General features: G+C 34.1%; 9 protein-coding genes. 2 read left to right on the top strand and 7 right to left on the bottom strand.

Translation table 11 applies throughout. The annotated features are described in order from the left end of the window. Positions 1-9 precede the first annotated feature (9 nt). Positions 10-495 (top strand): hypothetical protein, encoded by a 486-nt coding sequence (locus ACQKCJ_RS04480; protein WP_427401472.1) that lies wholly within the window; start codon positions 10-12, stop codon positions 493-495. A gap of 247 nt (positions 496-742) precedes the next feature. On the opposite strand, the gene ACQKCJ_RS04485 is transcribed toward ACQKCJ_RS04480, so the two are convergent. Beyond that, positions 743-1,069 (bottom strand): hypothetical protein, encoded by a 327-nt coding sequence (locus ACQKCJ_RS04485; protein ID WP_427401473.1) that lies wholly within the window; start codon positions 1,067-1,069, stop codon positions 743-745. A gap of 233 nt (positions 1,070-1,302) precedes the next feature. Continuing rightward, the gene (locus ACQKCJ_RS04490) at positions 1,303-1,539 is read right to left on the bottom strand and encodes a hypothetical protein (RefSeq protein WP_427401474.1); all 237 of its coding nucleotides are present in this window, start codon (positions 1,537-1,539) and stop codon (positions 1,303-1,305) included. A gap of 436 nt (positions 1,540-1,975) precedes the next feature. Here ACQKCJ_RS04490 and ACQKCJ_RS04495 point away from each other — a divergent pair, with 436 nt between their 5' ends. Next, on the top strand, positions 1,976-3,067 hold the full coding sequence (locus ACQKCJ_RS04495; protein WP_427401475.1) for an exopolyphosphatase: 1,092 nt from the start codon (positions 1,976-1,978) through the stop codon (positions 3,065-3,067). Positions 3,068-3,539: 472 nt separating this feature from the next. Here ACQKCJ_RS04495 and ACQKCJ_RS04500 read toward each other — a convergent pair whose 3' ends face one another. From ACQKCJ_RS04500 to ACQKCJ_RS04520, 5 genes are all read right to left on the bottom strand, one after another. Then, positions 3,540-4,835, bottom strand: a complete 1,296-nt coding sequence (locus tag ACQKCJ_RS04500; RefSeq protein WP_427401476.1) for a serine hydrolase domain-containing protein — start codon at positions 4,833-4,835, stop codon at positions 3,540-3,542. A 6-nt stretch (positions 4,836-4,841) separates the two neighbouring features. Further along, a complete protein-coding gene (locus tag ACQKCJ_RS04505; protein WP_427401477.1) occupies positions 4,842-7,346 on the bottom strand; it encodes a beta-N-acetylhexosaminidase in 2,505 nt (834 codons plus the stop codon). Between the two features lie 20 nt (positions 7,347-7,366). Next, on the bottom strand, positions 7,367-8,839 hold the full coding sequence (locus ACQKCJ_RS04510; RefSeq protein ID WP_427401478.1) for a glycoside hydrolase family 10 protein: 1,473 nt from the start codon (positions 8,837-8,839) through the stop codon (positions 7,367-7,369). A 585-nt stretch (positions 8,840-9,424) separates the two neighbouring features. Then, positions 9,425-10,249, bottom strand: coding sequence for an alpha/beta hydrolase (locus ACQKCJ_RS04515; RefSeq protein ID WP_427401479.1), 825 nt, complete (start codon positions 10,247-10,249; stop codon positions 9,425-9,427). Positions 10,250-10,522: 273 nt separating this feature from the next. Beyond that, positions 10,523-13,438 carry an FAD-binding and (Fe-S)-binding domain-containing protein gene (locus tag ACQKCJ_RS04520; protein WP_427401480.1) on the bottom strand — a complete coding sequence of 972 codons (2,916 nt, stop codon included), beginning with the start codon at positions 13,436-13,438 and terminating at the stop codon, positions 10,523-10,525. Positions 13,439-13,478 lie beyond the last annotated feature (40 nt).

Genomic DNA, 13,478 nt, shown 5'->3' on the forward strand with positions numbered 1-13,478 from the left:
CAAAAATCTATGAATAAAACCCTCATAATAGCATCCTTATTTTTAGTCTTATCAGGATGTCAAAACAAATCTAAAACTGAAAATCTAGACTTAACGCCAATAGAAATAGGAGAACTGGATGACTCAAATCAAGCGCTCTTTTCGATTAAGCTCAATACCATTTATGGCGAAAATGGATTAGAAGATTATTCTCCGGGTGCTGATGAAGTTTCAGGAAAAATAGTAAAACAATTAGATGCTGCAGACGGAAGCGAGTACTATTTAGTAAAACTGGATAAAACTCTTGACTATAAAGAAAGAGATAAAAAACCTCAATTAAAAACTGATTATCTTATCGTAGGCGGAAGGTTTAAGGAACAGCCTCTGCAAAAAGGCGCTAATAAAACGGTTGTAAATATTGCAATTGTAAAAGATGAAACTTTGATCAATGAGCCTAAACTGGACTTTAAAAAAGCCATTTTTGCGGGAATGGGAGAAGCTACCGAAATTCCGTAAAACTGAATATAAAGACACCTATAAAACTTATTGTGTAGAGACCAATATTGTAAATCAATTATGAACACTAATTTCACTAATTTGCACAAATTTTAATTACGTTAACTAAGTTTATGAAATCAATTTTACAAAAAATTAATGCCAAATAATGAAACTCGTGCTTATCTCGTAATTATGTCTATAGGGTAGCTCCAGATTTCTCCGGAGCTTTTTTTATTCAATTATTTTATGTCCTTTTTTATAAAAACTATAAGGAATCTGCACTAACCAATTCACTAATTTCAGTTAGCAGCTCGAATTCATTTATAGGAAACATTTTAAGTACCACTTCTAAAATAAGGGCCACATTAATCGATGGGTTTTCGACTTTTTCTGAAGTCCTTGGCGTTTCCTGATTCAGTGCCAAAATACATAATTTAAGCATATCTGTTATGGTACAGCCAAGCTCATAATAATTGACAAACTTGATTTCAATACTACAATCTGCTTTATTATCTGCTTCTTTGGAAATATCTAAATACTTATTCACTAGTTTTCTAAGATATTCTACGTTTTTAATTTCTTTTGCTTCCATTAGTTTCTTCCCAATTAAATTACAATTATGACAATTCAAATGTGAGACTATTTTTACGTAATTCGGTTATCATTTAAGATAACACACAAAAAACTATTTATACATTAAACCTGATATTGCTTTTATAAAAATAACTTTATCAGATTTACGATTCAAAAGAATAAAAAAAGGCGTAAAGTCAGGTCTTGACTGCGCCCAAATTTTAGACGAATTCTTCGGAATTAGTTTATCCATTACAAATTTGTATCATCGGGTAATAACTCATAGCTTCCCTTATCTGGCCAGATCGAAAAACATAATTTTCCGTTTCCTTTATCAATTTGAAAATCTAAAATCGGGTTTTCGTCACCCGTTATTTCAATAATTACTGCTTCTTCGTATGGCAATTCAAAAATAGTTCCTTCTGGTTCTAATGAAATTTCTATTTTTTCGCCAAAATTATTTCTCAACTTAAATTGCATTTTTTTCATTTTAATAAATTTATATTTAAGAATTAAAACCTTTTATGACTTCGAAGTTAGTTTGAACTAATTAGATCAACTCCATAACTTTTAAAACCAAATTTAATCCAAATTCTGTCGTACAAATGATTTACTATCTAAAACATTAATCATGACACTCGGCTATTCGATTGTTTTTAATCCTAAATGCTTTTCTATTATTTATTCTTTTTCAGCACTTTAGCAACTACATCAACCTACCGTTATCACTAAAAAAAACCTCATATTAATTAAATGCTATATTTTCCAGCAACTGCGTTTATGTTCGTAAATGTTTTTATAAATTTGCGATCTTGTAATGAAACCCATTATTTTTAATTTAAAATTATGACTTTCACATAAATACCACACAAGTTATCTTACAACCTATATTCAAAAACAAATACTACAACAATAACTAAATCCAATGCTTAAAAAAAACAAATCCCAAATTTTATTTTTTATTCTTTTAAACCTATTTTTTTCGATCAATTCCTTTTCTCAAAAAAACCTTTACGTAGGAATTGAAATCGGAAGAAGAGCAATAAAAACTTCTGTTCTTGAGGTTAATAACATCAAAAAAGCGGATTATAAGATTCTTTATTTCTCGAATGACAGAATTGATCTTGCCCAACACATTACTGATAACGGCGAGCTTACTCAGGACGATATCAACAAAACAAGTATCATCATTTTTGATCAATTAAAGAAAGTAAGAAAGCAGTTTAAACTTCTTGAAGAAAACATTTTTATAGTTGCCGCTCCGGTTTTTGAATCTGCGCGCAACATCGATGTTTTAAAGAATAAAGTTTCGACCCTGACCAGTAAAAATTTTGATATTATAGATATCGACGAAGAAGCTAAAATGCTTGTTAAAGGTGCTATACCTCCTGTAGATTATTCTAATGCTTTATTGCTTGATATTGGTGCAAAAACGACTAAAGGCGGTTATATTGATGACCTTGACAGCAAATTAGAATTTGTACCTCTTGAACTTGATTTTGGTACGATGTCGCTTACTGATGCAGTCAAAAAAACGGTTGTAAATCAAAATCAGGTCAATGATATGTCTACATTTCAGGAAAAGTCCTTTGATTTTAATACTGTTCTTCGCAAAAGAATAAAAGAAATGCTTGATGCAAATCCTCTAATTCTAAAGAAAGAAAAAATCTACTTATCCGGTGGTGCCGTATGGGCTTTTGCAACGCTATACTATAACGAAAATCTTAAGGATCACTACATTCCTTTGACTTTAGAAGACGTTATGTATTATGATGCAATCCTTAAAAATAATTTCAACAAGTATAGTAACCTTGCGAAAACCAATAAAGAAGCTGAAAGAGTTTTTAATGTATACGACCAGAAATACCTTATTTCTGCAAATAACATATTGGCTATGTTCCTTGAAAGTATTCCAAATTTGGAAACTAAAAAAATATATTTTGTAAAAGACGGACAGGTTACATGGCTGATCTCTCACATTGCAGATCGTTCTAAAAAAGTAAACACTAACTTTTAGAACATCCTTTATCATTCTTACGGAACCTGTCTGGTTTTGTTATTACGGAATTATATATACCAAAGCTTCAGAGAAATCTGGAGCTTTTTTTATGCCGGATAATTATGGAGATGAAAGTTTTTTTGCCACGAATTTCACAAATTAGCACAAATTTTTTCACGCAGATCGTGCAAATTAAAGCAGATTTAAATTAAATTTCAATATGTATTATTCTGCTTAAATTGGTAGAATTTGCGTGAAAGAAAAAACTTTTATCGTTTGCGCTGATAACTGTTATTAGGCTATTTTTTTTAGTTACCTATGACAGGTATAATATAAAAGTTTTTTGCCACGAATTTCACTAATTTTCACTAATTTTTTATGTAGATTCTGCAGATTAAGGCAGATTTAATTAGTGAAATTAGTGGCTAACTTTTTTAAATTATCAGAAATTGATTCATGGAAATTCATGCAATTTGCGGCTAACTTTTTTTTACTTATTTATTTGTTTCCAAATTTTAGCACTAAAATCATCTTTATACATCAATCTATTACTTCTGGTAGGATTGACACGATTGGTCAGAATAATTAAGAACCTATTTTTTTCCGGATTTATAAAGAAAAATGTACCTGTAAATCCCGTATGTCCAAAATCATCTTTCTTAAAGAATTCATCCGGTTTACGTTTATCAAAACCAAGTCCGCGATAGATTCCTTTTTTGACAAGAGGCGATTTTGTAAACGTCGCAACAACCTTTGCTTTTAGAATTTGGTTTCCATTATATTTACCATTGTTAAGCAACATTTGGCAAATCACAGAGATAGATTGTGCATTGGCAAATAAACCCGCATTTCCAGAAACACCTCCAAGAATAGCTGCTGCTTCATCGTGTACATATCCTCTTATGGTGTCTTTCCTGAACAAATAATCAATCTCCGTAGGTATTACATTTTGCTCAGAAGTCCATTGCAACGGATTGTATCCAATTTTTGAAATCCCCAATTCGTTATAAATTCCTCTCGCCATTTGATCTAGTTTTAAACCGGTTTTGGCTTCCATCATTTGTTGTACCAGAATCAAATTCAAATCACTGTACAAATATTGACCACGCTTATTTGTATTCGCTACAGCAATTTGGTCATAAACAGATTTATAAAATTCGGGATTCAGCCACATGTTTTTATAGATCCTCACATAATTGTCTTTTGGCTCAAAAGAAAGGTATTTTGTATCGTAAACGATGTTCTTGTTTACATACATATTATCAAACAAATCAGGAAAATCTACCGATTGCTGATTGCTCAACAAAGGCGATCCGTCAGGGGTTGACAACAGGCTTTTATAAAAAGTTATTCCTGATTTTAGTCCCGTTGTATGTGTCAGTAATTCAAAAAGCGTTAAATCTGCAATAGGAGTATTTTTGTATGTCAGGACAACATCCCCCAATTTATCCTCTAAACTTATTTTATCTTCTCCTACTAAACGCATGGCGACAAGTGTTGCTCCCAAAACTTTAGACATAGAAGCTAAATCGTATACATCGTCTGTTTTTACCAAATCTTTTTTGGAGTAATCATGATAGCCGTAATTCTTTACTATAAAAACAGAATCTTTGCTTCCCACAATAATTTGAGCTCCCGGAAAAAAACCTTTTTTGAGGGCATTATTCATCATCGAATCAATAAAAACTTCATTTTGTTTTGTGTCAAAAGACTTTTTCAGGGAACTAAAACTAATTCCTGAAAGTATCAAAATAACAAGTACGATCCTGATTCCTGTTTTTTTCATTTTTTACTAAGGGTTAATTCTTAAATCCTGTCCTGCCATAAGAGGTTCGTTGTTTGTTCCTGTAATCGTAATTTTAACTGCTTTTACCGGTTGTTTAGGATAAATTGATGCATTGCCATAATCAAAATCATCACCTTTTATAAAATCAATTCCATTATATGAATATTCAACAAAACCATTATTAATAATAAATCTTGGATGATGCGGAATCCCTGTCAAAACATCAATTTTAGCGGTGGTTACAGGGTTGGTAAAACTATATAAAATCCAATCGCCATTTGCACACGCAACATCAGTACGTAAATACGTCTCCGGGTTATAATCTGCTAAATTAGAAATTGGAAATTTAGGATTTTCAGCCATTGATGAAGTCACTTTAACCTCTGGTTCTAAATAAGGAGAACAATTGAAATTGACTTTCGCCGAAGATTCTTTTGCTTCTTTATTTTCAACAGTAAAATCCAGACGATACGTATTTTTATCGTTATAATTTTCGATCAAAAATCGCAAACGAGGTTTTGATTTCAACGTTTTTTCATCTGAAAAAGTTTGTATCAGTTTATCATTTTCAAAAAGCGAAACAGCTCTGACAGCCCCACTGATACTCTCATCTGTTGTTGGAACAAATGTGAGATACCAAATGCCTTTTTTATCAATATGTTCCGAAATATTCTCCGAAATGTTTAAAACCTCAACTTTAGAGGTATTCCAGTTGGCAACCGGTAATTTCTCTACTTTTACAGCCGGACTTGCAACAACTTCATTAAAGAAAGTACGGAACTGGTAATTTTCATAATCCTTTGTCTTGATTGGATTTGTATACAAAGGCGATTGTCTTGTAGGCTCATTTCCTTGTGTATCATATCGTACAATGGCTCCTTCATAAGGCGGAGTTACTGTTATGCTTCCGTCTTTATAAATCGCTGTAGGCGGAAAATCTCTAAAAGCAATTCCCATATTTGCCAAACGCTGTAAATGGCTATGTGTCAATCTTCCGTAAAAATCATCCCAGTTTTTATCTTCTTTTTTAGTCCACCCTATTTCAGACAAAGCAGCAATTCTGGGATAACTCTGATATTCCATAAATCGCGCAGGGCGGTCCAGATATTCACTCCACAAAGCACCCTGAACCCCTTTTATCATTTTTTGCTGTTCGGGAGTTAAATCATTATTTGGAATTGGCTCAAACGAATACGCTCTTTTTGTATCCGTAATCGCAGCCCAGCGATGACCTCGCTCATTTTCAGACTGTGCCATATCGAAATAAGTAAATTGCCCGGGCATCATAATTGTTTCATATCCTTTTTTAGCCGATTCAATTCCGTAGCTTATTCCCTGCCACGCACTAATTAAAGTATTGGGATTGATCTCTCCTCCTTTTAAAATTTCATTCCAGCCGGCTGTTTTTCTGTTGTATTTTGCTACTATTTTTTCTACACGTCTAAAGAAATAATTCTGAAGCTGAAAAGTATCTGTATATCCTTCTTTTTCCATCAAAGCCCTGCATTTTGGGCAGTGCTCCCAATTGGCTCTGTTTACTTCGTCGCCCGCAACATGAATGTATTCGAACGGAAACATTTCTGAAAATTCTCTAATAATAGAATCCAGAATCTGATAATTTTCTTCGCGGCCTACACACCATACATTTTTTACTTCTCCCTGAACACTTTTTGTTTCCTGAGTCGTTACACATCCTACTTCAGGATATGAAGCTGTTACGGCACGTGAATGTCCCGGGATTTCGATTTCAGGCATGATATCAATTCCACGGGCAGATGCATACGCTACAACTTCTTTCATATCCTGCTGCGTATAAAATCCTCCGTAACGTTTATCTCCGGAACCATATGATGGCAATAAAACTTCACCGGGACCTCTCCAGGCTCCTTTTAAAGTTAAGTCAGGCATTGATTTAATTTCGGCTCTCCATCCGTTATCATCCGTAAAATGCCAATGAAAAACATTCATTTTATGTGCTGCCAGCCAATCTATATAATTCTCTACCGTTTGTTTATCAAAAAATTGCCTTGAACAATCCAGCATCATTCCGCGCCATTCGAAGCGAGGATAATCTTCTATTTTCACAAACGGAATTGTTCCTTTCTTCACGTCTTTTGCAGAACAAATCTGTAATAAAGTCTGAAAACCATTCAGTACTCCGTTTGAAGATTTTCCTTTTACCAGAACTCCTTTTTGAGTTACAGTTAACTTATAACCATCATTAGGAAGATCTAATTTTTCATCTATCAAAAACGATATTCCATTTTTTTCGTATTTGCTTCCAGTAGCAACAGTTGCATTAATTCCTGTATTTTTAAAAAAATCACTTGCAATATAACTGGCGCTTTTTTGCATTTTTTTGTCTACAATAATCTTCACGGATAAAGGTATTATAAACAACTTATCTTCTTGTTCTATCTTTACAGGCCTGGGAATAATATCCAGTTTCTGCGCCTGCAATACATTCAGCGAGCTCAGGAAAACGGCAATTAGCAGTATACTTTTTTTCATCTTTATAGCTTTTTATTTTATTAAAATTGTATCGGAATACTTTCAGTTTGCGTGGCACTCAAAGCGGTAATAGCATAAGTGTAGTTTTTTAAATTAGCATCCGGTACCTCTAATTTTACAGCTGTAGTAACGTAATAAATATTCTCAGGATTAGAGAAATCAGTTATTTTTCCTTTAGGGAATCTATAGATAACAAATTTTTGATTGTTTGCCCCGGGTTTCCAGGTAAGCACTACTTTGTTTCCCTTATCTGCAATCGATGCATTTGTAGGCGGTTGTGGTTTTATCCTTGTAATTCTATTCGCCTCAGGTGTTAATGCGATATATTTATATTGTTTTTCAGTAATAGCTTTTCTCAGCGTATCTCCTTTTTTTAGAAAAGTAGAAGCCGTAAAATGCATTGAACCATCTATTAAAGGCATGGTTCTGATCATCTCTATTTGTTTTACAATCTGGTCAGGGCTTCTCCATTCTACTTCTTTGGCTGTATTCGAAATCTTGTAATCTCCATGACCTATATAAACATTTGTTCCGTATTTGTGTGCCGCCCACCATTTTGCCAAAACTTCAAAATTAGCTCTGTCAAAACCAATATGCCAGTACAATTGCGGCGTTACATAATCGATCCAGTTTTCTTTTTGCCATTTCAAAATATTAGCATACAAATCATCATAATTTGTCGCTCCTGCCACAGTATTTGAACCCTCTGAATCTTTGGCTATATTTCGCCATACACCAAAAGGCGAAATTCCAAATTCGACCTCCGGGTTATTCGCAATTATAGTATCTCGTATTTGTTTGATGATCAAATCGACATTGTCTCTTCTCCAGTCGTCTTTGTCCTTAAATTGTCGCGGCTCTCTGGCAAATGCTGCCTGATCAGGAAACTCTTGTCCTACTATTTTATAAGGATAAAAATAATCATCCATATGTATCGCCTGAATGTTATAATTACGGACTATTTCGCCTACTACAGAAGCAACAAAATCCCTGGTTTCTTGATAACCGGGATTAAAATATCTTGTTTTTCCGTAGGTCACAAATAACTCCGGTTTCTTAAAATACAAATGATTTTTTGCAAGCACTTCTTTGGTTGTATCTTTTTGTACACGATACGGATTGAGCCAAACGTGAACACTCATTCCTCTTTTTCCTGCTTCATCAATCATTAACTGAAGCGGATCAAAACCTGGAGCAACTCCCTGTGTTCCGGTGATCCAATATGATGCAGGTTCTTTGGTTGATTTATAATAAGCATCTGCTGTAGGGCGGATCTGAAAAACTACGGTATTCAGATTATTGGAGCGTAAATTATCCAGTAAAGTGATCATTTCTGTTTTCATCTGTTTGTCTGACAAACCAGGTTTCGATGGCCAGTCTATATTGTCGACAGTAGATATCCAGGCTGCCCGCATTTCTCTTTTTGCTGGTTGCTGGCTAAAAACATAGTTTTGAAACAGTAACATCAGAATTAAAAATTTTAGACTTTTCATAATATTATTTTTGGTTAGTTAATATAGTTTTAATCTGTAACAAGGTAGCTTAACCGCAATGCCGATAGCTATCCGGAGCAAAGCTTAGACACAATATTGCCATTTCAACAAAGGAGAAATCACACAAGAAATTCCTTTATTAATTTCGTCAATCTTTGTCGAATTAATACTGTGATTACTTCGCCTGTTTGCTATCACTCGAATCTCCTTTTGATCAAAATGAAAAACGAAGCGGAACAATCGTAAATAATCATAATTCTTAATTTAAAAAAAAGCTTAATTCTCTAATCTTCATCTAACTTTTCTTCATGTAAATTCAGCAGACTTAATTTGTGATAATTCTTTAATTCGTGGCTAAAAAACTTTAATCTTTGGCTAATTTTTTTCTCTCAGATTTAGCAGATCAAGCAGATTTAATTTGTGCAATTGATTTGCTTGTTCGCTGTTGCTCGGGTCGTGCGAAAAACTTTTAATCTTTCTTATCAATAGCAGCAAAAATACCTAACAGGTTATAAAAACCTGTTAGGATAGGTAACCAAACCAATTTTTATGCATTGTTTATCGAAAATAGCAACACACAATTCCTTACTTAATTTTATTTTCTGTGAAAAAATTGTCAAAAAACAACAATTGAAATTTCAGCGAATTTTCCCAGTATTTAATATTATGCTGTCCCGGACGTTCTATATAATCATGGTCTATTTTCAGGGCAAGCATCTTCGTGTGAAGATTTCTGTTTACATCAATAAAAAAATCGTCGACACCACAATCAATAATCAGTTTTAGCTTGTTGTCTTTTACCAATTCAAGCATATTGACAACCGTATTTTTTTCCCAGTTTTCAGGATATTCCGTAATCGTTCCCAAGCGCTTTTTGATATCCCACTTGTCAGGAAACGGACGAAAATCGACTCCTCCGCTCATACTTCCTGCCACTCCAAAAACATCCTGATGCCTGAATGACAAATACAATGCGCCGTGTCCGCCCATGCTAAGTCCTGATATTGCCCTGCCTTCGCGACTTGCAATTGTTTTGTATTTATTATCTACAAAAGGAATTAATTCATTGATTATATAAGTCTCATATTTAAAAGTTGGATCAATAGGACTATCAAAATACCAACTTGAATAATTCCCGTCGACACTAATTACTATAAAACCATATTTATCGACCTGCTTCCCTACATCTTTAAAACTTTTTACCCACGTGGCATAATTTCCGCTGTATCCGTGAAGAAGATAAACAACCGGAAATTTTTTACTGCTTTTTTTATAACCTTCAGGGGTTATTACACAAGTTTTGATACTCTTGTTCATCGCAGTGCTAAAAACTTCTAAAGTATCTACCTTAGCTGCTTTAGCAGAAAAAAATACGAAGACTAAAAGAAGGACGCAGGTTGTTTTTTTCATAAAATCTTGTTTTATTAATTATGTCAAAATAAGTTCCTATTTTTACCATTAAGAGATTAAGTTCATAAAGCTTAAATTACTTAATATCTTAATAGTAAAAAAAAATTAAGTCTCATTTAAAAATGCAAGTGGCTTTTTTCATAAAAATCTTGCTATTAATTATGTCATAATAAGTTCCTTATTTCTAACCATTAAGAGATTAAGTTCATAAAGCTTAAATTACTTAATATCTTAATGGTAAAAGAAAATTAAGTCTCATTTAAACTTCAAAAATTATCTCAGACAATTTCTTAAAATGGTCACCGGATGCATTGCTTTTCTATTTGTTCCGTCAAAAATCTGGTGGCGGCAACTGGTTCCTGCGGCAGCAATTGTTGTAGTAGGTTCAGTTGTACGGATTTTTGGAAACAAAGTATCCTCGCCCATTTGCATACTGATTTCGTAATGCTCTTTTTCATAACCAAATGAACCCGCCATACCACAACAACCGGAATTATAAATGGTCACTGAACTGTTTTTGGGCAGATTAAGCATTGCAAAAGAAGCTTCAATAGTACTCAGTGATTTTTGATGACAATGTCCGTGAATTTTTATTGTTTTCTGTTCCTCCGAAAATTGTCCGGAATGAATTTTTTCTTTTGTAATTTCTCTTTTAAAGAATTCTTCTATCGTAAATACATTTTTAGATAATTTTTCGGCAGCTTCCTTGTCGTTTGCCAATCGGATGTATTCGTCTCTAAAAGTTAATATCGCCGATGGTTCAATTCCAATTAATGGCGTACCATCTGAAATTATATCTTTAAAAATGGCTATGTTTTTATTGGCGATTTCTTTTGCTTCTTCCAGAAATCCTTTTGAAATAAAAGCTCTTCCGCTTTCTTCATGCTGTATTACAAGAACTTCATAACCTAGCTTGGTCAATAATTCATAAGCGTCTATTCCAACATTAACATCATAATAATTGGTGAATTCATCACAAAAAAGATAGACTTTTCCGTTTTCAAAAGAGTTACTTCCTGCTGACTTTTTGTTTTTTTCGTACCATTTTCTAAAAGTCGTTGGTGCTAATAAAGGTACTTGTCTTTTAGGAGCGATTCCCATACTTTTTTTGACCAACGGCAAATTGGCTACAAAATTTGTCATGGCCGGAGCGATACTTCCCAATTCATTCAGTTTCGAATTGAAAGCAAATATTTTATTACGAATAGAAAATCCGTTTGCTTTTTGGTATTGGTATAAAAACTCTGATTTCAAAGAAGCAACATCTACATTACTCGGGCATTCGCTTGCACAGGCTTTACAGCTCACACACAGCTCAAATACCTTATATAATTCTTCGTGGTCGAACTTATTATCTTTCTCAGAATTTGTCAGATATTCTCTTAATGCATTTGCTCTGGCACGAGTAGTATCTTTTTCGTTTCGGGTGGCACGGTAACTCGGACATAACGTTCCTCCTGCTGATGGCGGTTTCCTGCAATCACCGGAACCGTTGCATTTTTCGGCGGCACGCAAGATGCCCATACTATCTGAGAAATCCTGAATAGTTCTAATAACAGGTTCTTCCCTGCCTGCTTCAAAACGAAGATTTTCATCCATTTTAGAAGCATTTACAATTTTCCCCACATTTAAAATAGTATGGGGATCAAATGCTTTTTTTATTCGTTTCAGCAGCTCATAATTTTTATCACCAATCATAAAAGGTAAAAACTCTCCTCGTAAAATTCCGTCGCCATGTTCACCGCTTAGCGAACCTTTGTATCTTTTTACCAAGTGAGCGACTTCGGTTGAGATATTTCTAAACTGGTGTAGTCCTTCTTTTGTTTTTAAATTAATAACCGGACGTAAGTGCAATTCTCCGGCTCCGGCATGTGCATAATAAATGGCACTTTGTCCATGCCTTTCCATCATGGCGGCAAAATCAGCAATATAATTAGGTAAATCGCTTAGTTCAACCGCTGTATCTTCGATCGAATCGGCAGCCTTATCATCGCCAACGATACTTCCTAAAAGTCCTAAACCTGCTTTTCGAACCTCATTGACTTTATCAATATCAGTTCCGTAAATTTTAGGCAAAGCATATCCAAAATTATTATCTTCAAGATCTTTTATTAAAGCATCAGCTTGTAATTCGGCATCTTCCATACTGATATAAGAACCTACTTCAAGCATAATTACCGCTTTTGGTTCTCCCACAATAAAAAATCTGTTTTTAGATTGTTCCCTATTCGTTTTGGTACAATCTAAAATCGTATCATCCATCATTTCGCAGGTATACAAATGATGTTTCATTGCTGTAACTACTGCTTCTAAACTTTCGTGAATAGTATGAAAATGCGCCACAACCATAATATTGTTTGTTGGCGGTAAATCATCTACTTTCAAGGTAATTTCTGTTGTAAATGCCAGGGTTCCTTCGCTTCCGCAAAGTAATTTCCCTAAATTGATCGTGTTTTCTGTTCCTGAAAACAGTTCTGATTTTAATAATGCATCAATTGCATAACCTGTATTTCTTCTGTGAATTTCAGGCTTTGGAAATTCCTTTAGAATCTCGTCCTGATTTTCTTTATTCGAAAGTTCCTCGTAAATGGTTTTGTAGATTTTACTTTCGAGTGAATCTCCTTTTGTTTTTTCTATAAATTCCTCCGAAGAGAGGTCTTTAAAAACCGCAATACTTCCATCGCTTAGAACCGCTTTTATCTCGACAATTTTATCACGCGTAACACCATAACGTATAGAGGTTGTTCCGGATGAATTATTGCCCACCATTCCGCCAATCATGCATCGGCTTGTGGTCGAAGTAGTTGGACTAAAAAATAAACCGTATGGTTTTAAATACAAATTCAGTTCATCACGAATTACTCCGGGCTGTACTGTGATCGTTTTCTTTTCAGCATCGAAAGCAACAATCTTAGTAAAATGCTTAGAAACGTCTACGATTATTCCGTTTCCTACCGTTTGACCCGCCAAGGAAGTTCCTGCCGTTCTGGGAGTTATCGAAATCTTGTTTTTTTCTGCAAAACGAATAATCTTGACAATATCTTCTTCTGATTTTGGAATTGCAACTGCTTCAGGCATAATTCTGTAAGCAGAAGCGTCTGTAGCATATATTTTTTTATGAAGCTCGTCATAAAAAAGTGTTCCTTCCAGTGAATCGGATAGTTGCTGTAATTGGAGAAGGCTGGACATGTAATTGGTTGTATTGCTTTGGTTGGTAATCCTAATATTT

This window comes from Flavobacterium sp. NPDC079362, assembly GCF_050267765.1.
In the GTDB taxonomy this organism is placed as follows: Bacteria; Bacteroidota; Bacteroidia; order Flavobacteriales; family Flavobacteriaceae; genus Flavobacterium; species Flavobacterium azizsancarii.